Here is a 25,188-nt window from a genome sequence, read left to right as displayed (position 1 = left end):
ATGTCAAGCCGGCAGGCGAAGACAGTCGCTTAGTTGCACTTATCTATTTTCCTTCATTGTGTTTCCTACGTCGAATTCTCTTCTTGCTAACACAATATTGCAAATACGGAATAGAAAACTTAGTGAATGTCAAGCCGGCAGGCGAAGACAGTTGCTTAGTTGCACTTATCTATTTTCCTTATTGTGTTTTCTACGTCGAATTCTCTTCTTGCTAACACAATATTGCAAATACGGAATAGAAAACTTGGTGAATGTCAAGCCAGTAGGCGAAGACAGTTGCTTAGTTGCACTTATCTATTTTCCTTATTGTGTTTCCTAAGTTGAATTCTTACATAAGTGTCTTTTCGTAAAGGTTGTCTTATATCTTAGCACTTATGGAAACTGTGATGTATCTTAATATATCTGAAACCCAGCCGCTACAGAAATACACTACGCTTTCCGCTGGCTCGCGTCTGAAGAACCCACAGTGGTGATTTTCCACGAGGAGGCTGAGGCCGTGCCCACGGAAAGCGAAGTATTCTGCCGAAGCGGTCGTATATCACTCACCAAAACGCGCAATTTATGTATATTGTGTAAAAGAACAATCTTTGAAACCAACCTACATAAAAAACAGGAGAGGACCAAAATAATAGATCCTCATCCCATTTTAAAAACTTTATCGTTGTTGAAGTCTATGTGTATTTCAACTGCTTAATACGCTGAACATTTATGAATAAAACAACATTCAGCCTTCACTCTTACATATTTCTACGATACTGCCCGCCTACTTCATATAATGCATTTGTGATTTGGCCGAGGCTTGCTACTTTTACCGTTTCCATAAGCTCAGCAAAGATATTACCGCCACCTGCAGCAACTTGCTTCAATCGGTTTAAAGCATCGGCAGTTTTGTCTTGATTTCGTTGTTGGAATGCACGCAAATTCGTAATTTGTTGGTCTTTTTCTTCCTTAGAAGCACGTGCTAGTTCCATTGAATCAATTTCATCTTCACTAGGTGGATTCGGGTTTACGTATGTGTTAACCCCGACAATTGGTAGCTCACCTGAGTGTTTTTTCCCTTCGTAGAACAAGGATTCATCTTGGATTTTGCCTCGTTGGTATTGACGCTCCATGGAGCCTAATACGCCACCACGATCGTTTAGACGTTCGAACTCTTGAAGTACTGCTTCTTCCACCATATCAGTTAGCTTTTCTACGATAAAAGAACCTTGCAAGGAGTTTTCATTTTTAGTCAATCCAAATTCCTTGTTAATAATCATTTGGATTGCCATTGCACGTCGAACCGATTCCTCTGTTGGAGTCGTGATTGCTTCATCATAAGCGTTCGTGTGCAAGGAATTACAGTTATCTTGGATAGCAATTAACGCTTGAAGCGTCGTACGAATATCATTGAAATCAATTTCCTGGGCATGTAAAGAACGTCCAGAAGTTTGGATATGATATTTTAATTTTTGGCTACGTTCATTTGCTCCATACTTATCTCTCATAATGATAGACCAGATTCTTCTTGCCACTCGGCCGATTACTGTATATTCAGGGTCTAGTCCGTTTGAGAAGAAGAAGGACAGGTTTGGTGCAAATTTATTAATGTCCATTCCGCGACTTAAATAATACTCTACATACGTAAAGCCGTTTGCTAATGTGAATGCGAGCTGCGTAATTGGGTTTGCTCCAGCCTCCGCAATATGATAGCCAGAAATAGAAACGGAATAATAGTTTCTTACATTGTGATCAATGAAGTACTGCTGGATATCTCCCATCATTCTTAAGGCAAACTCTGTTGAGAATATACATGTGTTTTGGCCTTGGTCTTCTTTTAAAATATCCGCTTGTACTGTTCCACGAGCTACAGCTAACGTTTGTTCTTTAATTTGGAGACGCTCTTGTTCATTCGGCTCACGATTGTTTTCTTCTTTAAACTTTTCTATTTGTTGTTCAATTGCAGTATTAAAGAACATTGCTAAGATGATAGGTGCAGGTCCGTTGATGGTCATAGAAACCGACGTCATTGGATGACACAAGTCAAATCCCGCGTACAGTTTTTTCATATCATCTAACGTACATACGCTTACACCACTTTCTCCAACTTTTCCGTAAATGTCTGGACGCTCATCTGGATCTTCTCCATATAACGTAACAGAATCGAAAGCGGTACTTAGTCGCTTCGCATCATCATCCTTCGATAGATAATGGAAACGTCTATTCGTACGTTCTGGCGTTCCTTCCCCAGCAAATTGACGTTTAGGATCTTCTCCTTTTCGCTTGAAAGGAAACACACCGGCTGTAAAAGGAAATGCACCTGGTACGTTTTCTTTTAGTAGCCAAACGAGTCGATCGCCCCAGTCATTGTATCTAGGAAGTGCAACCTTAGGAATTTTTAAGCCAGATAAACTTTCTGTATTTAGCTCTATTTTAATTTCCTTATCTCGAACTTGATACGACATTTCATCTTGTTCGTATTGGGCCTTCTGTTCATCCCATTTTTCAAGCATTTGTTTATTTGCTGGGTCGATTTCTTTTTCATACTTTTCTACGAGCTGCTCGACAGCTTGACGAGCTTCTACTACTTCAAGCTCCTCCACTGTTCCTTTTACTTTATAAAGTTTTCGAGCCGCTTCCGCTTGTTTTTCTGCTTCTTCATGGTAGTTACGAACAGTTAAGGAGATGTCCCGTAAATATTGCCTGCGCTCATTCGGAATAATCATGTTTTGTTTTTCTACTTTTTTCGTACGTTCGAACGTTGTTTCTGCTTGCCAGCTATACTTTTCATTTATTTTATCTATAATTGCTGCAAATAAAGTGTTCGTACCAGGATCATTAAATTGACTCGCAATCGTACCGTAAACCGGCATATCCTCTGGGTTAGAATGGAATAGCATATGACTCCGTTGATACTGTTTACGAACTTGACGTAGCGCATCTTCTGACCCTTTTTGCTCAAACTTGTTAATAACGATAAAATCAGCAAAATCAATCATATCAATTTTTTCAAGCTGAGATGGGGCACCATATTCACTCGTCATAACATACATCGATAAATCCGTAATATCAGTAATTGCTGCGTCCCCTTGCCCAATACCACTCGTTTCTACAATGATAAAATCGTAGCCCGCAGCCTTCACAACATCAATTGCTTCCTTAATGGCTTTTGAAAGCTCTGTTCTAGAGTCACGTGTTGCCAATGAACGCATATAAATACGATTGTTAAAAATTGCGTTCATTCTAATTCTATCGCCTAGAAGTGCTCCGCCCGTTTTCTTTTTCGTCGGATCGACGGACAAAATAGCAATTTTCTTATCATCCACTTCATTTATAAAACGGCGAATAAGCTCATCTGTTAACGAGCTTTTTCCAGCTCCACCAGTACCGGTAATCCCCATAACCGGAATTCGCTTACTTGCTTCTTGGTATACTTTTTCAAGAACGGCCGCCGTTTCCGCGCTTTGCTCCTGTTGATTTTCTACATACGTAATAAAACGAGCAATCGCTTGAGGTTCACCAGCTCGTAATTTTTCTACTTCCGTTTCGGGATCCATCGGTGTTAAAAAGTCACACTCTTTTAGCATAAGGTTAATCATGCCTTGCAGACCTAGACCTCTACCATCTTCTGGTGAAAATATCCTTGCCACACCATAAGCATGTAGTTCCTTAATTTCTCGTGGGATAATAACCCCGCCACCACCGCCGTATACACGGATGTGTTCAGCACCACGTTCTCTTAACAAATCAATCATGTATTTGAAATACTCTACGTGGCCTCCTTGATAAGAAGAAATCGCGATACCTTGTGCATCTTCTTGGATAGCCGCATTCACAACTTCCTCTACCGAACGGTTATGTCCTAAATGAATAACTTCCGCGCCACTAGCTTGTAAGATTCGACGCATAATATTAATAGAAGCGTCATGCCCATCAAATAAACTGGAAGCAGTTACAAACCGAACTGGATGTTTCGGTGTATACATCACATTTTCCATCTATTGTTTTCCTCCCCTTATTGAATGTCCTGTTGAACAGCCTGTTCTTGTTCAATATTCAAAGATTGGAACAAAAAATGTAGCTGCCTTTCGATATATTGCTGAATGGAAAAATCCTTTTGTAAAATCCATCTTCGGAAACCCCACATTTGCCCTTGAACAAATATGTTATTGGCAACGAGTTTCACATCTTGAGCCGGAATTTCATATGGCAAGCTATTTTGAATCACCTTTTCTAGCATCAAAACCATATCTTTTTCCTTTTGCAGGACGTACTCCTGAGCTTCCTTAGGTAAAGACTTTACTTCCTGATACATAACGATGACCTCATCCTGCATGTCATCCATTAACTGCAAGTAGGATGTCACGGCATCGTATAAGCTCGCAATACTACGCTTATTCGTATCAATCGCACTTTCCATTCGTTCTTTTACATGTTCATAAATGTAATCACAAACTAAGAAAAGGACGTCTTCTTTCGTACGAATGTATTCATACAACGTACCAATACTAAAGCCCGAGGCTTTAGCAATTTCTCGTGTAGTTGTTTTATGGAACCCTTTTTGTTTAAAAAGGTTCACGGCACCTTTTACCATTTGGTTTCTTCTCATTTTAATTAACTGTTCGTCTTTTACAGTTGTAGGTACTTTTTTCAACACTTAACGCCCCCTCTCTCGTTTCCATTCCGAAAGCCAATCGTCTGCGAGTTGATAAGGGTCTTTAGTCTGCTTTAGGGCTTTTTGTTTGGCTGGGTCTTGCTCAATAAATGCTTTCGCTTCTTTCCACAGCTCTTCCCGAATAAGTTCGTACACTTCATACGCTAGTTGATCTTGCCTTTTTTGCTTACCTGCTTCTGTTTCGGACAAATAATCTCGGTGCTGTGTACATTTTTGCCACAGCTCCTCAATCCCTTTGTTCTCCGTAGAAATTGTTTCTACAATAGGTGGAACCCATCCTTTTGGGTCCACGATGTGCATAAACTCCCGTAGTTGTGTTTTCAGCTTTTGAACACCGTGTAAATCTGCTTTATTAATAATAAACAGGTCCGCTATTTCCATAATACCTGCCTTAAATATTTGTAGGACATCTCCACTGTTAGGTGTTAAGACGACAGCTGTCGTATCGACGACCTTCATAATGTCCAGTTCTGATTGACCGACACCTACTGTTTCTACGATTACAGCATCAAAACCATACGCATCACAAACCCGAATCGCATCCTTCGTGGAACGAGCAAGCCCGCCTAGACTTCCTCTTGTTGCCATACTTCGGATAAAGACGCCTGGATCCGTAAAATGTTTATGCATACGTACCCGGTCACCTAACAATGCACCACCGCTGAACGGACTTGTTGGATCAACCGCTATAATCGCAACCGTCAAGTGCTGATTTCTTAAATGGGTAATAAGACGGTCCACTAAGGAGCTTTTTCCCGCACCAGGAGAGCCTGTAATGCCAACATAGTAAGCCTTTTGCTTAATCGAGGCAATATCACTCAACAGACTTAGCTTATCTGGATGATCATTTTCGACCATCGTAATTGCTCGTGCTAAGGCTCTTTGGTCCTGTTTCTGAATCCGTTCAGCTAGCGTATGCATGGTATCTTCCTTCCTCGTACTAATCCTTTGTTACCATTCTACCAATAACGAGACGCTGAATCTCTTGTGTTCCTTCATAAATTTGCGTAATTTTTGCATCTCGCATGTAGCGCTCTACTGGATAATCCTTTGTATACCCATAGCCACCAAATACTTGAACCGCTTCTACAGTCGTACGCATTGCTGTATCTCCTGCAAATAATTTAGCCATTGCAGAAGCTTTTGCATATGGTAATCCTTCTGACTCGAGGTATGCAGCTTGGTAAGTTAATAAGCGCGATGCTTCAATTTCAGTTGCCATATCTGCTAGTTTAAAAGAAATTCCTTGGTTATGAGCAATTGGCTTCCCGAACTGCTCACGTTCTTTTGCATAGTCGACTGCAGCATCTAATGCACCTTGGGCAATCCCTACAGCTTGAGCAGCGATTCCATTACGACCACCATCTAACGTCATCATCGCAATTTTAAAGCCTTCTCCTTCTTTTCCTAACATATTTTCCTTTGGTACTCGGCAATTTTCAAAAATTAATTCTGTCGTTGGGCTGGAGCGAATCCCTAGTTTCTTTTCCTTTTTCCCGAAACTAAATCCTGGAGTACCTTTTTCTACGATAAAGGCACTAATTCCTTTATGTTTTGCATCGTGATCTGTTTTCGCAAAAACAACATAAAGATCACCTACACCACCGTTTGTAATCCACACTTTGCTACCATTTAATACATAATGGTCTCCGTCTTCCTTCGCAGAAGTACGCATGGAAACAACGTCAGATCCAGCTCCTGGCTCAGATAAAGCATAAGCACCAAGTTTTTCTCCTGTTGCTAGCTGCGTTAAGTATTTTTTCTTTTGTTCTTCGTTACCGAATTTATAAATTGGCCAGCTTGCTAAAGAAATGTGAGCAGACAATGTAACACCTGTAGATGCACAAACTCGAGAAAGCTCCTCTACTGCAATTACATAACTAACAAAATCAGATCCGATTCCACCGTATTCTTCTGGCCATGGAATTCCTGTTAATCCTAGTTCAGCCATTTTATTAAAAATTTCTCGATCAAAGCGTTCTTCTTCATCACGCTCTGCTGCTGTAGGCTCTACTTCTTTTTTAGCAAAATCGCGGACCATTTTTCTAAGCATTTCTTGTTCTTCTGTTAATTGAAAATTCATGATAAGTCCTCCCTGTATTTGAAGTATTAATCTAGTTTTTTACGCAATATCCTTAAACTACGACATAACTATAGCTCTGCATTTTGATGAGTGCATACGACCGCTTCGGCAGAATACTTCGCTTTCCACGGGCACGGCCTCAGCCTCCTCGCGGAAAACCACCGCTGCGGGGTCTTCAGACACGTGCTATCCCGTAGGAGTCTGCGTATTCTGCCTACGCTAGTAGTAATTTTCTGATTCAAGAATAGTGATAATCATAAAGTCAAGACATTTTATGAGAATCCCCATACCTATCACTTTGGCTATATTTCAACTTTGTTCCAAACATTAGTACTTTGAATTATAACAAGTTACAAAGCACATGATCAGCGAAGGAAATACACGTAGACTCCTACGGGACAGTGAAGACGTTGAGACCCCACAGCGAGCGTTCTGTGCGAGTGAGGAGGCTCAGCGCGAGCCCTAAGGTGCGCGTAGTATTTCCGTAGCGGTAGGATTTGCACATATTAAGTTACGTCGCATTTTCCATCAACTGTGATTTAAATAACAAAATTTTTAATGAAAAGAGCCTTTTATTTAAGCAGATGTTTACTGATAACTATGTGTTGGATTTCGTTTGTGCCTTCATAAATTTCGGTTACTTTTGCATCACGGAATAGTCGTTCTGCGGGATAGTCTTCGGTAAAGCCGTATCCACCAAAAATTTGTACTGCTTCGATGGCTGATTTCATTGCTGTTTTAGAGGCGAACATTTTCGCCATAGAGGCTTCTTTTCCACATGGCTCGCCATTTGTCCGTAGGGATGCAGCTTGATAGGTTAATAGTTTTGCTGCTTCTACATTCGTTGCCATATCTGCTAGCTTAAAAGAAATACCTTGGTGGTGAGCAATAGGTCTACCGAACTGCTCCCGTTCCTTCGCATAAGCAACGCCGTGCTCTAACGCGGCCTCCGCTATACCTAATGCTTGGGCTGCAATACCAATTCTCCCGACATCAAGGTTAGCCATCGCAATTTTAAAGCCTTCCCCTTCTTGACCTAAAAGCTGGGATTCATGTATTTCGCATTGTTCAAAAGTTAGTTGAACCGTATTAGAACCGTGAAGCCCCATTTTCTTTTCCTTTTTTCCGATAGTGAAGCCTTTTGTATCCTTTTCTACGATAAAAGCGGAAAGACCCTTTGAACCAGCATCTGGATTCGTTCGAGCAAACACGATATACGTATCCGCTTCCCCGCCATTCGTAATAAACACTTTTGAACCATTTAATACGTACGTATCACCACGTTTTTTAGCACGGGTTTTCAATGTACCTGCATCCGATCCTGCACTCGGCTCTGTTAATGCAAAAGCCCCTAAATATTCACCTGTTGCTAGTTTCGTAACGTATTTTTTCTTTTGCTCCTCGTTCCCGAAGTACAAAATTGGGTTAGTTCCAACTGATGTATGAACGGATAAAATAACAGCTAACGCTGCACTTTCTTTGGCAATTTCATTTATAGCGATAATATAGGAAGTGAAATCCATCCCAGCGCCATTATATTGTTCTGGAATCGGGATACCCATTAATCCTAGTTCGCCCATTTTCTGTACGAGCTCCCTCGGAAAACGATCTTCCTTTTCCATTCTTTCAACTGCTGGAGCAACTTCTTTTTTTGCGAAATCCCGAACCATTTTCCGCATCATTTCTTGCTCTTCTGTAAAACGAAAATTCATTAATCCCACCTCTTAGTTGTAAAGTAGAAAGTCTATTCTCCGTAAATATAGAAACCTCTACCTGATTTTTTCCCTAACCATCCTGCTTTTACGTATTTACGAAGCAACGGACACGGACGATATTTACTATCACCGAAACCTTCATGAAGTACTTCCATAATGTATAAACATGTGTCCAAGCCGATAAAATCAGCTAATTGTAGCGGACCCATTGGATGATTCATCCCAAGCTTCATTACTTCATCTACTGCTTCTGGAGTCGCAACCCCTTCATAAACGGTATAAATTGCTTCATTAATCATTGGCATTAACACACGGTTTGAAACAAATCCTGGAAAGTCGTTCACTTCTACTGGTGTTTTACCGAGTGCCTTTGTCGTAGTCTCAATTGCCTCATATGTTTCATCTGATGTCGCTAACCCACGGATAATTTCTACTAATTTCATCACTGGTACTGGATTCATAAAGTGCATGCCTATTACTTTTTCCGGTCTATTCGTTACGGCTGCAATTTCTGTAATCGGTAGAGAAGAAGTATTGGAAGCTAAAATAGCATGCGCTGGTGTGATTTCGTCCAACTGCTTAAACACTTTGCCCTTTACGTCCATATTTTCTACAACCGCTTCAATGACTAAGTCACAATCACTTGCATCTTGAAGAGACGTAGTTGTTGATAAACGTTCCATGATTTCTACTTTTTCCACTTCCGTTAATCTACCTTTTTGAACAGAACGATTTAGATTTTTTTCAATGGAAGCAATCCCTTTTTCTAGAGAAGCTTCTGAAATATCATTTAGCTTTACGTCAAAATTGGATTGGGCAAAAACTTGAGCAATCCCTGAACCCATCTGCCCCGCTCCAATGACCATTACTGTTTTTATTTGCACATTCATTCTCCTCTCTTATCTCGTTGCACACGCAGTCTTCTACTGCTTAGGAACTTCCACTAGCACTGCATCCCCTTGACCACCGCCAGAGCAAATTGCTGCAATACCTAGTCCGCCGCCACGACGCTTTAATTCATAAACTAGTGTTAATAGAATACGAGCACCACTAGCTCCAATTGGATGGCCTAATGCGACTGCTCCACCGTTTACGTTTACTTTTTCAGGATCTACATTCGCAATTTTTCCACTCGCTAGAGCTACAGCTGCAAATGCTTCGTTCATTTCAAATAGATCAATATCTTCTATTTTCTTTCCTGTTTTCTCTAGTAAGGAGTTGATTACTAAACCAGGTGTTTGAGGGAATCTCTCTGCTTCTACAGCTATTTCATCATGAGCTAGAATCGTAGCAAGAGGCGTTAGCCCTTCCTTAGCGGCTCTCTCATCAGACATTAATAGCATCGCGCATGCACCATCGTTTACGCCTGGCGCGTTACCGGCAGTAATCGTTCCATCTTTATCAAATGCAGGACGTAATTTACTTAGCGTCTCAACAGACGTATCTTTACGAGGGGCCTCATCTGTATCTACTATTACCGGATCCCCTTTTCTTTGTGGAACAGACACTGGTACTATTTCTTCTGCCAATATGCCATTTTCAATCGCTTGAATAGCACGTTGATGACTGCGGTAAGCCCATTCATCCTGCGCTTCACGCGTTAGACCATATTCAGCTGCTGTTTTATTGCCATATGTCCCCATGTGAACACCTTCAAAGGAACAAGTTAGTCCATCATGTACCATTAAATCGACAACCTTTTGATCACCCATACGCATTCCGAAACGTGCTTTTGGCATGAAATAAGGAGCGTTACTCATGCTTTCCATTCCACCAGCAACAATTACTTCTTCATCGCCAACACGAATAATTTGATCTGCTAACGTCACACTTCGTAAACCAGAAGCACACACTTTATTGATTGTTTCTGTTTTTACATTCCAAGGAATCCCCGCTTCACGTGCTGCTTGGCGTGATGGTATTTGACCTTGACCACCTTGTAATACAGTCCCCATGATTACCTCGTTAACGAGTTCTGGTGAAACGTTCGCTCTCTCTAACGCGCCTTTAATAGCAGTACCGCCTAACTGAGAAGCTGTTAACGAACCTAAAGCTCCACCAAACTTACCAAAAGGCGTGCGTGAACCTGATACAATAACTGTTTTAACCATTTCATTTCCTCCCCTTAACACTTTAATTTGTTAACGCTTTCATAAAATCGAAGTGTGACTGAACGCTCGCTCAACCACTTTGCAAATAGGAAGCGCCTCGTTCTATTCGAGAAGAAAAAGTGTAACCTTTAAAGCTACACAGGAAGGACAAAGTGCCAGTTTGACCTTATAAGTGAGGTAGTATTCTTTCTCGAACAGAGTGGCGCGGAAAACACCATTACATTAACTACTATTTAAAATCAAAAGGAAAGCGCAAATCCTAAAATTTGCACTCTTTCCTTTTTCTATATTTATGCAGAGATTTCCTCTTTTTGATCACCAAAAATTGATTTTGCTAAAACTTCAGCAACGTCCATTGATTTAACTGTATCTTCTACCTCTTTCGCTTTCGTTCCGTCACTAATCATCGTTAAGCAGAACGGACAGCCTGTAGAAATAGTTGTCGGTTGAACTTGAAGTGCTTGTTCTGTACGAGCAACGTTAATACGATTTCCTGTTTTCTCTTCTGTCCACATGAGACCACCACCGGCTCCACAGCACATACCTGTTTCACGGTTACGTTCCATTTCTACTAAAGTTACTCCTGGAACAGCATCTAAAATTTCGCGAGGTGGTTCGTAAACTTCGTTGTAACGGCCTAAGTAACAAGAATCGTGATACGTAATTTTTTCATTTACTTCAAATTCTGGTACAAGAAGACCCTCTTTCACCCATTGAGCCAATACTTCTGTATGGTGATAAACTTCAGCCTCTAAACCGAAGTCAGGATATTCATTTTTGAAAATGTTATAAGCGTGTGGATCGATCGTAACGATCTTTTTCACACCGCTCTTTTCAAATTCTTTAATGTTTTTCTCGGCAAGCTCTTGGAATAAAAACTCATTACCTAAACGACGAGCTGTATCACCAGAGTTGCGTTCTTTATTTCCTAAAATCGCGAACTTAATGCCTGCTTTGTTCATTAGACGAGCAAAATCAAGCGCGATTTTTTGGCTACGGTTGTCATAAGATCCCATCGAACTAACCCAGAAAAGATACTCAAAGTCTTCTCCTTCTTTGTCAAGCTCTTTAACAGTAGGGATTTTCAATGTTTCATCAAGTTCGCGCCAGTTTTCACGTTCTTTCTTAGAAAGACCCCATGGGTTACCTTGACGCTCAATGTTCATCATCGCACGCTGTGCATCTGGATCCATCTTTCCTTCTGTTAGTACTAGGTAACGACGAAGGTCCATAATTTTGTCAACGTGTTCGTTCATAACTGGACATTGGTCTTCACAGTTACGGCAAGTTGTACATGCCCAAATTTCCTCTTCTGTAATAACATCACCAATCAGGCTTGGCGAGTACATCGCTTCTGCACTTGCTGCCACTTCATCATAGCTTGGCTTTTCTCCTTGTGCCATTTTCGCAAGCTGGTTTCCTTCTGTACCTGCAAAAGCATAAGTTGGAACCCAAGGTGCTTTACCAGTAACTGCTGCACCTTTTGCTGTTAAATGATCACGAAGTTTTACGATTAAATCCATTGGAGACAGCATTTTTCCTGTTCCAGTTGCAGGACATACATTCGTACAACGTCCACACTCGACGCAAGCATAAAAATCAATCATTTGTAGTTGGTCGAAATCTTCTATTTTCCCAACTCCAAAGGATGCTTCCTCTTCACTTTCCACATCGAAATTAATTTTAGATAGCTTACCAGGTGCATCATTACGACTTAAAAATACGTTAATCGGAGCAGCAATTAAGTGCGCATGCTTCGATTGTGGTACGTATACGAGGAAAGAAAGTAACGCGATCAAGTGAATCCACCAAGATACGAAGAAAACAACTGCTGCCGCCGCCGGGCTCATCCAACCAAATAACGCCGCAATACCAGATGCAACAGGTTCTGTCCAAGTTAATTCCTCACCATGCCAGATAAGCGCCATACCATTTCCTAATAATACGGAAAGCATTAAAGTTCCGATAAAAATTAATACTAAACCAGCTTTAAAGCCCCTTTTCAAACGGACAAGTTTTTCAATATAGCGACGATAAAATGCCCAAATTACCGCAGTTAAAATCATTAATGTAACAAGCTCTTGGAAGAAAGTGAAACCAGGGTATAAAAATCCAAGAGGTAAATGGGAGCCAGGGACTAGTCCCTTCCAAATAAAATCAATTGCTCCAAATTGAACTAAAATGAAACCATAAAACATCATAACGTGAATAATTCCAGATTTTTTATCCTTCAATAATTTCTTTTGTCCAAAAACGTTTACAGCAACTTTTTTCAATCGTTCTTTCCACGCTAAATCAAACTCTACTTTTCTACCAAGCTTAATATAGGCGATGCGTGTAAGAATAACTTTTACGAATAAACCGAGTGCGTAAACGGTTACAATAGAGAACAAAATCCAGTTTACAATTGCTAATGTATTCATTCGTTACCCCCCCAGATAAACTGTCCTACTCTTGTTGCTTTGCAACGGATTCATATTTTTACAATGAGCCATATACGTACAAAGAAAAATTTGCTGACTGTAACTATGGTCGAATCTTTGCCTAACTTCAAACAAAGCATAACATAGCCTAGACTTCAGCGGAATAAATTTTGACCCTAACGTATTAAAAATTCTGAATACTATAATCCTACTTTAAATTATGAATGAACATTCAGTCAACACTTTTACATAAAATATTTTAGTTTACTCCTACAAGTTTCCGTAAATAATAGGGAAGGAGAAGGGAGCGAACGAAATGGTATGGTTGTATGTAGGTACCGGTGTAGTGGTCATCTTTTTTTTGCTGTTTTTAGACTTCTATTTCGGGAAAATTCATCATCATAAAAATGCAGACAACCTTTCCTTTCCAATTGCATCTGGAGACTATTCTTGTTTTTTTAATGGCAGTCCTCTATTTAAAGATATGTTTCAAGAAATAAAAGATGCTAAGAAAGAAGTTTGCGTACAATCCTATATAATAAGAAACGACAGTATTGGTAAGGAACTTTTCACTTTATTAAAGCAAAAAGCACAAGAAGGGCTTACCGTACGCCTTCTCGTTGATCGAATTGGTAGTTTTGGTCTTCCTGTTTCTGTCAGGAGGGACTTAAAAAAAGCAGGTGTATATTTTACATACAGTTCAAAACCTAGCTTCCCGTTTTTCTTTTATAAGTTTAATCGTAGAAATCACCGAAAAATAACCATTATTGACGGGAAAATAGCTTATGTAGGTGGTTTAAACGTAGGAAATGAATATATCGGAAAAAGTCCGCGGTTTAATAATTGGCGAGACTGCCATTTACGTTTAACAGGAGAACTAGCAAAAGATGTGCAGCACCTTTTCCAACACGACTGGGAGCTTGCTGCGAAAGAAAAAATAGAAGTATATAAAGCAAACATGCCAAAAATGGAGAAGCAAGGGAAGGTCGTGGCAACGGACGGAATAGGTTTAGAGGATATGTTTTTTCACTTTATTCATCAAGCGAAGAAAGAAATCATTATAGGAACACCATACTTTATTCCGAGCAAGTCTATTGTTAGGGCCTTAGAGGATGCCATCAATAGAGGGGTCGTAGTCAAAATTCTTGGTCCGATGAAAGCAGATCATATGCTAGTAAAGGAAGCCGCTATTCCCTATTTTGTCTCCCTTAAAGAAAAGGGTGCAGACGTCAGGTTATTTGATCAAGGTTTCTACCATGCAAAAATTTTTATGATTGATGATAATTTCTGTGATATCGGCACAGCTAATTTTGATAGAAGAAGCCTCTATTTAAATAAGGAAGTAAACGTCATCACCTATGACGTAGCCTTTATTCAAAAGGTCCGCGAATTATTTTTGAAGGATTTTTACCATAGCGTTGAAATGAATGATCAATGGCTAAACCAGTTGAATGCATGGACATCAATCAAAATAGTGATTGCTAAACTTGTTAGGCCTTTGCTTTAAACATTACATGTAAAAGGGGACAGTCCTCCTTATCGGACTGTCCCCTTCCTGTTTACATTTTTTCCGGTGCCTGTACGCCGATTAAGGATAGGGCTGTTGCAATAGTAATACGAACAGCTTCCATTAAACCTAGTCGGGCCTTCGTTCTTTCTAGGTGATCAACATCTAATACTTTTTCTGCATTGTAAAAACTATGCAAATCTGAAGCTAAATCATATATATATTGTGTCATTCGATGTGGTGTACGTTTTAAAGCTGCATCTGAAACGACTTGTGGGAACTCTCCTAAACGTTTTAGCAAATCAATTTCTTTCTCTGATTGGACTAAAGAAAAATCTCCATCTACATCTAGCTTCAATCCTTTTTCCTCTGCTTGACGAAGCATACTACAAATACGAGCATGAGCGTATTGCACATAGTATACTGGGTTTTCATTGGATTCCGCTTTTGCTAAATCCATATCAAAGTCTAAATGTGAGTCGTTTGAACGCATCACGAAGAAGTAACGAACCGCGTCAAGGCCAACCTCTTCCATTAATTCAATCATCGTAACCGCTTTACCAGTACGTTTACTCATTTTTACAATTTCTCCATCTTGAATGAGGTTCACCATTTGGATAATGGGAACTTCTAGCTTAGCCGGATTATAGCCTAATGCCTCAATTGCCGCCTTCATTCTCGGGATATAACCGTGATGATCTGCACCCCACACATTAATTAATGTTTCAAAGCCACGATCAAGTTTTGTTTGATGATAAGCAATATCTGGTGTCAAATACGTATAAGAACCATCCTGTTTAACTAGCACTCGGTCTTTATCATCTTTAAAGTCCGTAGAACGGAACCATAGGGCACCATCCTTTTCATAAAGGAATCCTTTACCCTTTAGCTTTTCAACAGCTGCTTCTACTTTTCCATCATCATAAAGGGACGTTTCCGAATACCATTCATGGAAAGAAACTCGGTAGCTTTCCAGATCATCTTTTATTTTTTGAAGCAGGAAATCTAGTCCATATTTTCTACAAAACGGAAGTCTAGCTTCCGCCTCTTCCTTTATCCATTTGTCTCCATATTCTTGGTACATTTTCTTACCAAGCTCAATGATGTCTTTACCGAAATATCCGTCCTCTGGCATATCCCAATCATTTTTCCCCGCCGCTTGCATATAACGAGCTTCCACTGATCTAGCCAAATTATTCATTTGGTTACCAGCATCATTTATGTAATATTCTCGTTGTACATCGTAACCTGCTTTACTCATAATTCTTGCTAATGCATCGCCAAATGCTGCACCTCTTGCATGGCCTAAGTGAAGCGTTCCAGTAGGATTTGCAGATACAAATTCGATTTGAACTTTTTCTCCTTTGCCAGCGTCTGTACTTCCATAACTTTCTTGTTGCTTTAAAATAGTTGGGATTAATTCTGTTAAATAAGAAGTGTCTAGGAAAAAGTTAATAAATCCAGGGCCGGCAATTTCCATCTTTTGAATGGAAGCTTTTGTTTGATCAAAATTGCTTACAATATCTTCTGCAATTTGTCTTGGTGCTTTTTTAGCAATACGGGCTAATTGCATGGCCATATTCGTTGCATAATCACCATGGGCTTTATCCTTTGGTACTTCTAACAAAACTTCCGGGATCTGGTCCTCCGTAGCAAGTCCTGCTTTTACAACTGCCTGTACAATTTCAGATTTTAACTTGAGCTCTGTCTGTTCTACTATATTCATTTTGTTGCCTCCCTTTTATATGTAAGCGATAATTGGTGATTTTGGGGTTCCTGTTCATTCAACCTAAGTAAATAGGTAATGTCGAGACTCCCTTGACGACCATTATTTTCTCTATTGAAATCAATTTGTTTCGTTTCCGTTTCCATTCGCATCGTTCCAAATGGATGGTAATAAGTACTTTCCGTACGTTGACCTTCCCGAAAAATTTGATTCATTTTAACATGTCCTGTCCGTTTAACGACAACTTTATCCTCTGAAATAGTAATCATGTTTCGTACATTGTTACCATCAGGATCCTTTTCATTAAATAGTAAGACATACGTCTCATCTTTTTCATAATATTTCCCTTCGGCAGAAACATCGATATGTTCTCGATTATTTTCATCGGAAATCACTGTTTTCAAAGTAACTTTAACATTCATGGGATTTGCAGCCAAGTCGTATCTCTCCGATCATAAGTTTCTTAACTAATACATTATAAAGATTAAAAAATAGATTCTCAACCTAAAGAAAATAAGCCTAATAAATATAAATATAATTATATTTATATTAGGAAATATGTGGTAAAATATTTAAAACTAGTAAAAGGGGGGTTCTCGTGAAATTAATCCTTTATGGTTTAGTGACTGTCTTCCTCATTGTTTCTGGTTGGTATACGTTTCATACTTTTTCAAGCGGAGAATTTGTTTGCTGGAGCGAATCTAGTGCAGATCTTGCATTATTTGAAGAAAAGGGTGGTCTTTACCTAGGATATGATATGGAATGGAACGGCAAAGGCAAGCCAGTTTTAGAGAATCTTGAATTGGTAAGAGCAGACGGGACCCCGCTTCATTCAAACCCTCAAGAAATCATCTACACACCTTTAATTAGTGACCGTACTACTGGCATTTATACAGTTGATGATACAAAGGATATTATATTTTCTCCACTTAAAAAATATAAAATACAAAAACAAAAATTTCACCTCGTCTTAAGAGTGTCTATTCAGGATAAAAACTTCCGTGACGATATTCAAGGAATGAAAATAACCTACAGAATTTTAGGGCAAAAGAAAGAACAAATGCTTCAATTTAGCGGACTTATCACATCTTAATCTTCTCCATAAAGAAACCAGGCGACCCATCAAAGGATAGCCTGGTTTCTTTATGTTTTATTTTACCCAACCCAACAAAATTTCACGAATGAATTTACTAGCTGCAATTGGTGTTTTTTCAGTTGGATCATAAATTGGAGCTACTTCTACTAAATCTGCTCCGATTACATGAACATCGGATTGAGCGATTAGTTGGATCGACTCTAATAATTCCTTTGAAGTAATACCACCCGCTTCTGCTGTACCTGTTCCAGGAGCAAATGCTGGGTCTAATACATCAATATCAATGGTAACGTAAACATTTCTACCTTTTAATTTCGGTAAGACTTCTTTTAAAGGTTCCGCTACTTCGAATTTCGCCATGTACATACCGCTGTCTTGTGCGTACGCGAATTCTTCTCTCATGCCAGAACGAATTCCAAATGAATAGACATTTTCCGGGCCGATTAACTCACACGTTTTTCTAACTGGCGTGGAATGGGAAAGCGGCTCCCCTTCATATTCCTCGCGCAGGTCAGCGTGTGCATCAATATGGATAAGTGCAAAGTCTGGGTATTTTTCATGTACTGCCTGTAAAATTGGCCAGGATACTAAGTGCTCTCCACCTAATCCTAACGGAAATTTCCCTAAATCAAGGATTTTCTTTGCATAATCATAAATCATATCCAGACTACGCTGTGGGTTCCCGAATGGTAATGGAATATCACCAGCATCAAAATATTTTACATCCTCTAAATGCTTGTCCATGTAAGGGCTATATTCCTCTAGTCCTAATGATGCTTCCCTAATTCGGTTTGGGCCAAAACGTGAACCAGGTCGGAAGCTTACTGTCCAATCCATAGGCATACCATAAATGATAGCTTGAGCATCCTCGTGCGTTGGATGGCTCATAATAAAAACTTTTCCTGAATATCCTTCGTCAAAACGCATCACTTTCACCTCTTCTTATTCCGTTAAATCCTTAACAAATTTAGGTAACGCAAAGGCTGCATGATGCAGCTCCTTCGTATAATATTTTGTCTCCATCTCCTGGAAACGTTCTTCTTTTACTTTCAATGGATCATGAATTTTACTTCCCATTGTAAAGGTCCAAAGGCCACTTGGGTATGTCGGAATGTTTGCAGTATAAAGTCTTGTAATCGGGAAAATTTCTTTCACATCATGATAAACTTGGTGAATTAAATCTGCTTTAAACCATGGATTATCTGTTTGCGCAACAAAAATCCCATCAGCTTTTAATGCTTTGGAAATACCTGCGTAAAATCCTTTAGAAAATAAATTTACAGCAGGTCCGACTGGCTCTGTAGAATCAACCATAATAACATCATACTCGTTTTCACTTTGGGCAATATGCATAAATCCATCATCTACTTTTACTTCCACACGTGGATCTTCTAGCTTGCCGGCAATTTCAGGTAAATACTTTTTCGAGTACTCAATTACTTTCCCATCGATTTCCACTAACACGGCTTTTTCAACAGATGGGTGCTTTAACACTTCACGAATGACACCACCATCACCACCGCCGACTACTAGAATTTTCTTCGGACTTGGGTGAGTGTGCAGGGGAACGTGAGCAACCATTTCATGATAAACAAACTCATCCTTTTTCGTCGTCATGACCATATCATCTAGTACGAGCATGTTGCCCCATTCTTCTGTCTCATACATGTCTAACTTTTGAAAATCCGTTTGCTCCGTATGCAATGTTTGCTTAATTTTTGCTGTTATACCAAAGCTATCGGTTTGTTTTTCTGTAAACCATAAACTCATGTAATTCTTCTTCCTTTCCTTTATAGCTTCTACTTGTTGTTTTTCCATTCTATCTAGTACTAAACCACTTTTTTCAACGTCTATAAAAGGAATTTATTTATTTGCTTTGTACATTGTGCAAACAAACAAATTATAGAGAAAATCACCGTAAAAGTTAAGCATTATTTTCCATAACAACCAAATTATTTATGCGTAGTAAGCATAAGGCCTATCGTTGGTAGGTTCTAGAAGTATTAATATAGTTAATCTTTCTTCCCACTCAAGTAATACACAGAAAGACTTTTGTCGAAATGACAAAGTTAGAAGTTTAAAAATGCCAATCCGTTTCCATACTGTTAACAATAAGATGTCTTCATGATTGTAACAGGATGAAAGGTGTTGCTTTATGTCTTTGCGTAAACGTTTCAGAATCCTACAAAACAAGCGGATGAAGTGGATATTTTTCGGCCTGCTTTTTAGTTTTTCTGCTTTTTTTATCTTAGCCATAAGTGTGTACTTTTATGTTTTCGTCCAAGGTCCTCCTCCTCTAACAAGTGAACAAAACACCGTCATCTTCTCAGAGGATGAACAGGTTATTGGCATTAAACAAGGTTCACAAAATCGTTACTGGGTTAAATTAGATCAAATTTCCCCACACGTAAAAGATGCTTTTATCGTGACAGAGGACCAATCCTTTTATGATCATTTCGGCTTTGATCTTTCTCGCATTGCTGTTGCTGCTTTTAAAAATGTAAGCCAAATGGAAAAAGTCCAAGGTGCTAGTACGATTACGCAGCAATATGCAAGAAATCTTTATTTAACGCATCAAAAGACGTGGAAACGTAAAATAAATGAGGCTTTATATGCATTAAGGCTGGAAATGTTTTATGGCAAGGATGAAATTTTAGAAGGATATTTAAATACCATCTATTTCGGACACGGTAATTACGGCATTGAAGCCGCAAGTCGCTATTACTTTAATAAACATGCAGATGAACTTTCGGTAGCGGAAGCATCGTTACTGGCCGCTATTCCAAAGGGACCTTCCTATTATTCACCGATAGACTATCCAGAGCATGCTACAAACAGGCAACAGCTCATTTTAAGCTTGTTAGCTAACAGCGGAAAAATTACCGAAGAGCAATGGGAAGAAGCAAAAGCTACAACCTTAACGATTACACAAGAGGAAGAGCGTGAAGGGAAACAAATCGCCCCTTATTTTCAAGATGTCGTCATGTCTGAAGCTGTAAACATTTTAGATAAATCGAAAGAAGAAATTCAGACAGGTGGATATAAAATTTACACGACTATAGACGTTGATATGCAGGAACAGCTAGAAACAATAACCGACGAGAAGATAGACGATTCCTCCTCCATTCAAATAGGTGCTATTAATGTTGATCCAAAAACGGGTGCAATCAAATCACTTATTGGCGGAAGAGATTATGTGGCAAGTCCTTTCAACCGTGCTATTCAGGCAAAACGTATGGCTGGCTCTACTTTTAAACCATTTCTCTATTACGCTGCACTAGAACGGGGTTATACACCTGCTACTCCGTTAGAAAGTTCACCGACTTACTTTGAGTTAGATAATGGGAAGGTATATGCCCCTTCCAATTACAACGGCTATTACGCTAACTCTCCCATTACTTTAGCACAGGCATTAGCGTTATCTGATAATATTTACGCAGTCAAAACAAACGTCTTTTTCAAGCCAAAAACATTAGTAGAAACCGCGAGGAAATTTGGAATCAAAAGTGATTTACCAGCCGTTCCTTCTTTAGCATTAGGAACCGCATCGGTATCAGTGCTAGAAATGGCAAAAGGGTATAGCTTGCTAGCGAACAAAGGTAAGGAAGTAATACCTCATACCATTACAAAAATAACCGACTCGGAGGGAAAAGTATTATATAAACGTCCTAAACCTTCCGGAAAACAAGTATTAGACCCGAAACATGCATTCGTGTTGACCCATTTAATGACTGGTATTTTCGATGAATCACTAAATGATTACAGCCGAGTAACCGGTGCATCACTGCTAGATGTCGTTTCTAGACCATATGCTGCTAAATCAGGAACAACTAATGCGGATAGCTGGATGATAGGGTTTAGTCCACAAGCGGTAACAGCAATATGGACAGGGTATGATAAGGGTGATCAATTAACAAAAGTAGAGGATCAAACGTACGCAAAAGATATTTGGGGAGAATATATGGAAGCGATTCATCAGGACATTCCTTTTGAGGCATTTAAACCACCTGAAGGCGTAAAAGCAGTCTTTATGGATCCCCATTCTGGTAAACTGGCTCACACAGGCTGTCCAAATATGCGCCTCACATACTTTATCGAGGGAACAGAGCCTCGCACGTTCTGTAGTTTACATGATGCGAAGGATTTCCCGTTTCCACAAAAAGAAGGGCAGGAGGAAGAACAGGAGAATGATAGCGGATCCATTTGGGAATGGGTGTTTTAAGCTAAAAGCAGGCTCTATTCGCATAAATTTTTGCTAATTATAATTCACAAGATGAGTGTTAACCCAACGCAACGGAAATACACTACGCGCACCTTAAGGCTCGCGCTGAGCCTCAGGTGTCTACGTGTTTTTCCTTGCTCACCATGTGCTTTAGAATAGAAGATAGTTTAAATATATATCAAACGTTTTATATCCAAAAATTTTTGCATCTAGGGCAACCTAAGCAATAAGAAGATTCTATGCAATGGATATATGGCCTATTACTACTCTTAAATCAGAAAGTTAATATTAGCGTAGGAAGAATACGTAGACTCCTGTTGCGACCAGTGACCGTCGTTGGACCCCGGAGACGAAGTCGAGGAGGCTCACTGGGAACCCTAAGGCGCGCGAAGTATTCTGCTGAAGCGACGGGATAGCACCAAATTACCATCAGAAAGTATATGCAGCTATAGTTATGTAGTAGTCTATATCTTTGTGATAGAAAGAGAAAAGCAGCCTAAAAATAATAAAGAGGGAACGGTTGGTGGCCGTTCCCTCTTTATTGTCCTAGTAAACACATGTTACCCATGTGTACTATATTTTACAAAGTTCTTGAGTAAAGCACAAGAAATTCAAAAAATGTTCACAATTAGTTCAAATTTACACTATTCAAATGCCTTTTTTATTTCTTGTCGAGAATTCTCCCAAATATCCGGTTTATACGTTTGTAAGAAGTCTCCTAAAATCCTTTTTGATTTTTCATCCATATGTTCGACAACGATTCTGCCCTTTAAGGATTTGTCCATATGGTTAACATGTTCTGGAAGAATCTTATAGCCTCTCTTAATTTCACGTTCTACGACTAGTTCACTTGAAGCAATTCCATAGTAGAACGGACCAGTCTCGTTTCTTTCTACGGTTACCCAAGCAATCCAATATAGTTTCCCGTTTGGGACTACACTTCTATCAGGCACAAATTTAATTCTCTTTTCGATAGCACTACGAGCGTGCATCGCCCCCATATCGACATAGGCCTTTTCTTCATTAGGATCTACAATAATAGGAGACATATTTTCAAGACTTACTGAACCGACACCATAACCACCGTGTCCATCCGTAGAATCATCTTTCATAATGGTGAATTGCTTCGTCTTTTTTTGTTCATCATCTTTTTCGAAGGATGTCATATCCAGAAACCTCCCTTTTTTTCGCACTTTAAAGTTTGATTCATATTTTACCATAATTGACGAATAGAAAGCATTTATTCGGATTGAGCCAATAATTTTTATGTACCTATACTTTTTACTGTTTAACTACTTTCTTTTCGTAGTATACTCTTACTTATTAAGCTTACTATACATATTGATAGGAGGACAAAAAAATGCCATACGTTACTGTAAAAATGTTAGATGGAAGAACCGAAGAACAAAAAAAAGCTTTAGTGGAGAAAGTGACAGAAGCCGTTTCGGAGACAACTGGTGCTCCAAAGGAAAAAGTGGTCGTATTCATTGAAGAAATGACGAAAAACCACTACGGTGTTGCCGGTAAAAGACTTAGCGATCAATAATAGAAAGCCCTTTGATGATAAAAAGCATCAAGGGGCTTTCCTTTCTTACACATCTGACATTTTTTTAATAGGTGTGAAACTTTCTTGCGTATACGTGTAAGCTGAAGGAGAAAGTTCCTTCTTTTGCTTCACTCTTTTTCGCTTCATCTTTCTAAAGGTTACACCTACTTTTACCTGTTGCACCTCTTTTACTCCTTGGATAATGAGCTGCATAGCAAAGATAGATAGCATAAAGGCAAGAAGAACAGTACCTAAAATCCAGTAGTTACCTGTGAAAATAACCGTTCTAGTATTTCCAATTAAACCAGACCACTCATACGTAAATGTTTTTGGAGGGTCCGCGTCCCATCCCATCGTAACGACTGTACCACCAAAAAATAATTGAAAGATCCCTAAATGGATAAAAATGAGTAAGGTTTGAATAAATTGTTGACCAAATAAAATGGTCATCCTCGCTCCAATATGAGGTAAGACATGTCTGCGTAAAATATGTAGAGGACTACCACCTAATACTCTTGCACTTAGAATAAACTCACTCTTTAACACCTGTTTCATTTCATTTCCAGTCAACACCATTGTCATTGGTACAACTAAAATAGTGAGAAGGAATACTTCAATACTAATTCTCTCAAACAGAGAATATTCCCAAGTACCATCAGGATTTCCCCACAGAACAGGTCGAAGTAACAAATAGGCAATAATACTTAACGGTAAAAAGTGCATAGCATCAACTAGCTTTTCCACCCACTTCTGCCTTGATTGATCCATTTTGAATGCATAATAAATGCCTCCAATAAAGCCGATGAAGACTCTTAGAAAAGCAATCAAAAATGCAAAGAATAACGTATATTTTGCACCAACAATAATTTGATCGAACATACTATATCCTACATCATCTGAGCCCAATAACATCGGGTTTGGCGGAGCATGAGGAGGACCGCTGGCAATAGATCCCTTCTCATCATATAGAAACTTCACTCGATCGATTTTACTATCAGTCAAGATAGAATAGATAAAACTGTATGTCGTTAATCCAAACAAAAACAGGAATCCAATGGCAAATTTCACATTTTTCATATGCACAAAAAGCACTTTGCTACCTTTAACGAACGGAATCCATATATACCGCAGCCATTTGCTTTCCTTTTTATCTTTTATTTCTTTTGAAATAGCGAAAGCATCTCGTTCATCAGTTGAAATCCAATAGTCGATGAGTTGATAAAACAGAAAAAATGGCGTGAATAGCATAATAAGTCCAAAGGCAATCGTCATCGGTTGAAAGTCTAATGTAATATAGTGGGTTAGTGCTTGTATATTGAAAATGTATTCAATAATAAAAAGACTAGATAGGAGTGCCCATACAATTACTTTCGAATGATAGAACGCACTTGGCGTAATGTTCTTGATTACGTGAAATAGAATAATAGATTTTTCCCTTAACCCTTTACTTTTTGCAAATTCCACATAATCTTTTAGCATTTCCTCTTCAATCATAAGAAGAAGGATTTTAAACAGTGAAATCATCGGTAAAATAGCTAACGTAATGATTGGAGCTAAATATATTTTCTGTTCACTACCTAAAGCAGCAATTCCGAAAACCCGTGTTCCGGTTGCTTTATATATGTAAATAACGAGTAGCTGAAGTAGTAAAGCAATCACGACTTCAGGAATGGATTCTAAGAAATCTAAAATCTTCTTCAAAAAGCTATACATAATTCTCGGAAGAAAGTTTGCTAGAAAAGCCATTATTGCAGCAATGAAGAATCCTAATAGTATAGCTCCTACAATAATGGTCATCGAATACTTAAACGGCTCCCATAAAAATTCGATGACTGGTTGCGGGTGCTCCTTATACATAAACACCCAATTTTTAGGGTTTATAAATTCGAATAAGAATTTAAAAAGATCCGAAAAATAACCAAAAATGTTAAAGAAACCATTCGTTTGAAATGCTTGGGGCATAACACTTATACAAATAATACCTAGAATCCCTAATACATAGTATGCACCAATTTTCAATAACCTTGTGAACTGCATCATCACACCCCCATATACATATTTACAGATAATGATTAGACGTATTAATATTTCATTTTGTTACACAA

At 39.1% G+C, this 25,188-nt stretch carries 18 protein-coding genes; 4 read left to right on the top strand and 14 right to left on the bottom strand.

Annotated features, from left to right (window positions below; all coding sequences use genetic code 11):
* Positions 1-737: 737 nt before the first annotated feature.
* The 8 genes from icmF to HNQ94_RS11615 form a co-directional block, all read right to left on the bottom strand.
* Positions 738-3,977 (bottom strand): fused isobutyryl-CoA mutase/GTPase IcmF, encoded by a 3,240-nt coding sequence (gene icmF, locus HNQ94_RS11650; protein ID WP_174496544.1) that lies wholly within the window; start codon positions 3,975-3,977, stop codon positions 738-740.
* A 17-nt stretch (positions 3,978-3,994) separates the two neighbouring features.
* A complete protein-coding gene (locus HNQ94_RS11645) occupies positions 3,995-4,588 on the bottom strand; it encodes a TetR/AcrR family transcriptional regulator (RefSeq protein WP_174496701.1) in 594 nt (197 codons plus the stop codon).
* A gap of 48 nt (positions 4,589-4,636) precedes the next feature.
* Positions 4,637-5,575 carry a methylmalonyl Co-A mutase-associated GTPase MeaB gene (gene meaB, locus HNQ94_RS11640; protein WP_174496545.1) on the bottom strand — a complete coding sequence of 313 codons (939 nt, stop codon included), beginning with the start codon at positions 5,573-5,575 and terminating at the stop codon, positions 4,637-4,639.
* A gap of 19 nt (positions 5,576-5,594) precedes the next feature.
* Positions 5,595-6,737 carry an acyl-CoA dehydrogenase gene (locus tag HNQ94_RS11635; RefSeq protein WP_174496546.1) on the bottom strand — a complete coding sequence of 381 codons (1,143 nt, stop codon included), beginning with the start codon at positions 6,735-6,737 and terminating at the stop codon, positions 5,595-5,597.
* A gap of 572 nt (positions 6,738-7,309) precedes the next feature.
* Positions 7,310-8,449 carry an acyl-CoA dehydrogenase gene (locus HNQ94_RS11630; RefSeq protein ID WP_174496547.1) on the bottom strand — a complete coding sequence of 380 codons (1,140 nt, stop codon included), beginning with the start codon at positions 8,447-8,449 and terminating at the stop codon, positions 7,310-7,312.
* A 32-nt stretch (positions 8,450-8,481) separates the two neighbouring features.
* The gene (locus HNQ94_RS11625; protein WP_174496548.1) at positions 8,482-9,342 is read right to left on the bottom strand and encodes a 3-hydroxybutyryl-CoA dehydrogenase; all 861 of its coding nucleotides are present in this window, start codon (positions 9,340-9,342) and stop codon (positions 8,482-8,484) included.
* A gap of 33 nt (positions 9,343-9,375) precedes the next feature.
* On the bottom strand, positions 9,376-10,563 hold the full coding sequence (gene mmgA / locus HNQ94_RS11620; RefSeq protein WP_174496549.1) for an acetyl-CoA C-acetyltransferase: 1,188 nt from the start codon (positions 10,561-10,563) through the stop codon (positions 9,376-9,378).
* A 290-nt stretch (positions 10,564-10,853) separates the two neighbouring features.
* Positions 10,854-12,986: a heterodisulfide reductase-related iron-sulfur binding cluster gene (locus HNQ94_RS11615; protein ID WP_174496550.1), complete on the bottom strand. Its 2,133-nt coding sequence runs from the start codon at positions 12,984-12,986 to the stop codon at positions 10,854-10,856.
* Between the two features lie 316 nt (positions 12,987-13,302).
* Between HNQ94_RS11615 and cls the strand changes: the two genes are divergently transcribed.
* Positions 13,303-14,493 (top strand): cardiolipin synthase, encoded by a 1,191-nt coding sequence (cls, locus tag HNQ94_RS11610; protein ID WP_174496551.1) that lies wholly within the window; start codon positions 13,303-13,305, stop codon positions 14,491-14,493.
* 52 nt (positions 14,494-14,545) lie between these two features.
* On the opposite strand, the gene argS is transcribed toward cls, so the two are convergent.
* Together argS and HNQ94_RS11600 are read right to left on the bottom strand one after the other, a co-directional pair.
* Positions 14,546-16,219, bottom strand: a complete 1,674-nt coding sequence (argS, locus tag HNQ94_RS11605; protein ID WP_174496552.1) for an arginine--tRNA ligase — start codon at positions 16,217-16,219, stop codon at positions 14,546-14,548.
* Positions 16,216-16,656, bottom strand: a complete 441-nt coding sequence (locus HNQ94_RS11600; RefSeq protein ID WP_174496553.1) for a YwiB family protein — start codon at positions 16,654-16,656, stop codon at positions 16,216-16,218. The genes argS and HNQ94_RS11600 overlap by 4 nt, the downstream gene beginning before the upstream one ends.
* A 161-nt stretch (positions 16,657-16,817) precedes the next feature.
* Here HNQ94_RS11600 and HNQ94_RS11595 point away from each other — a divergent pair, with 161 nt between their 5' ends.
* Positions 16,818-17,312 (top strand): hypothetical protein, encoded by a 495-nt coding sequence (locus HNQ94_RS11595; protein WP_174496554.1) that lies wholly within the window; start codon positions 16,818-16,820, stop codon positions 17,310-17,312.
* A 57-nt stretch (positions 17,313-17,369) separates the two neighbouring features.
* On the opposite strand, the gene speB is transcribed toward HNQ94_RS11595, so the two are convergent.
* Entirely contained in the window at positions 17,370-18,242 is an 873-nt protein-coding gene (gene speB / locus HNQ94_RS11590; protein ID WP_174496555.1) for an agmatinase, read from the bottom strand.
* 15 nt (positions 18,243-18,257) lie between these two features.
* Positions 18,258-19,085 (bottom strand): polyamine aminopropyltransferase, encoded by an 828-nt coding sequence (gene speE / locus HNQ94_RS11585; protein ID WP_174496556.1) that lies wholly within the window; start codon positions 19,083-19,085, stop codon positions 18,258-18,260.
* 385 nt (positions 19,086-19,470) lie between these two features.
* Between speE and HNQ94_RS11580 the strand changes: the two genes are divergently transcribed.
* The gene (locus HNQ94_RS11580; protein WP_174496557.1) at positions 19,471-21,537 is read left to right on the top strand and encodes a transglycosylase domain-containing protein; all 2,067 of its coding nucleotides are present in this window, start codon (positions 19,471-19,473) and stop codon (positions 21,535-21,537) included.
* 644 nt (positions 21,538-22,181) lie between these two features.
* Here the strand turns inward: HNQ94_RS11580 and HNQ94_RS11575 are convergent.
* Positions 22,182-22,703, bottom strand: a complete 522-nt coding sequence (locus HNQ94_RS11575; RefSeq protein WP_174496558.1) for a YwhD family protein — start codon at positions 22,701-22,703, stop codon at positions 22,182-22,184.
* Between the two features lie 194 nt (positions 22,704-22,897).
* Here HNQ94_RS11575 and thmT point away from each other — a divergent pair, with 194 nt between their 5' ends.
* Entirely contained in the window at positions 22,898-23,083 is a 186-nt protein-coding gene (thmT, locus tag HNQ94_RS11570; RefSeq protein WP_174496559.1) for a 2-hydroxymuconate tautomerase, read from the top strand.
* 45 nt (positions 23,084-23,128) lie between these two features.
* Here the strand turns inward: thmT and HNQ94_RS11565 are convergent, their stop codons facing one another.
* Positions 23,129-25,120 (bottom strand): ABC transporter permease subunit, encoded by a 1,992-nt coding sequence (locus tag HNQ94_RS11565; protein ID WP_174496560.1) that lies wholly within the window; start codon positions 25,118-25,120, stop codon positions 23,129-23,131.
* Positions 25,121-25,188: the final 68 nt, after the last annotated feature.

Origin of the sequence: Salirhabdus euzebyi (genome assembly GCF_014207435.1) — a bacterium.
In the GTDB taxonomy this organism is placed as follows: Bacteria; Bacillota; Bacilli; order Bacillales; family Alkalibacillaceae; genus Salirhabdus; species Salirhabdus euzebyi.
Note: the sequence above shows the minus strand (reverse complement) of the source record. Positions and strands in the feature narration are given on the sequence as shown.

Excerpts from the sequence above, each read along its gene's own strand:
- speB (WP_174496555.1), bottom strand. The coding sequence starts at position 18,242 with ATGCGTTTTGACGAAGGATATTCAGGAAAAGTTTTTATTATGAGCCAT.
- thmT (WP_174496559.1), top strand. The coding sequence starts at position 22,898 with ATGCCATACGTTACTGTAAAAATGTTAGATGGAAGAACCGAAGAACAA.
- icmF (WP_174496544.1), bottom strand. The coding sequence starts at position 3,977 with ATGGAAAATGTGATGTATACACCGAAACATCCAGTTCGGTTTGTAACT.
- HNQ94_RS11630 (WP_174496547.1), bottom strand. The coding sequence starts at position 8,449 with ATGAATTTTCGTTTTACAGAAGAGCAAGAAATGATGCGGAAAATGGTT.
- HNQ94_RS11645 (WP_174496701.1), bottom strand. The coding sequence starts at position 4,588 with ATGAGAAGAAACCAAATGGTAAAAGGTGCCGTGAACCTTTTTAAACAA.
- argS (WP_174496552.1), bottom strand. The coding sequence starts at position 16,219 with ATGAATATAGTAGAACAGACAGAGCTCAAGTTAAAATCTGAAATTGTA.
- mmgA (WP_174496549.1), bottom strand. The coding sequence starts at position 10,563 with ATGGTTAAAACAGTTATTGTATCAGGTTCACGCACGCCTTTTGGTAAG.
- HNQ94_RS11575 (WP_174496558.1), bottom strand. The coding sequence starts at position 22,703 with ATGACATCCTTCGAAAAAGATGATGAACAAAAAAAGACGAAGCAATTC.
- cls (WP_174496551.1), top strand. The coding sequence starts at position 13,303 with ATGGTATGGTTGTATGTAGGTACCGGTGTAGTGGTCATCTTTTTTTTG.
- HNQ94_RS11625 (WP_174496548.1), bottom strand. The coding sequence starts at position 9,342 with ATGAATGTGCAAATAAAAACAGTAATGGTCATTGGAGCGGGGCAGATG.
- HNQ94_RS11635 (WP_174496546.1), bottom strand. The coding sequence starts at position 6,737 with ATGAATTTTCAATTAACAGAAGAACAAGAAATGCTTAGAAAAATGGTC.
- HNQ94_RS11615 (WP_174496550.1), bottom strand. The coding sequence starts at position 12,986 with ATGAATACATTAGCAATTGTAAACTGGATTTTGTTCTCTATTGTAACC.
- meaB (WP_174496545.1), bottom strand. The coding sequence starts at position 5,575 with ATGCATACGCTAGCTGAACGGATTCAGAAACAGGACCAAAGAGCCTTA.
- speE (WP_174496556.1), bottom strand. The coding sequence starts at position 19,085 with ATGAGTTTATGGTTTACAGAAAAACAAACCGATAGCTTTGGTATAACA.
- HNQ94_RS11580 (WP_174496557.1), top strand. The coding sequence starts at position 19,471 with ATGTCTTTGCGTAAACGTTTCAGAATCCTACAAAACAAGCGGATGAAG.
- HNQ94_RS11565 (WP_174496560.1), bottom strand. The coding sequence starts at position 25,120 with ATGCAGTTCACAAGGTTATTGAAAATTGGTGCATACTATGTATTAGGG.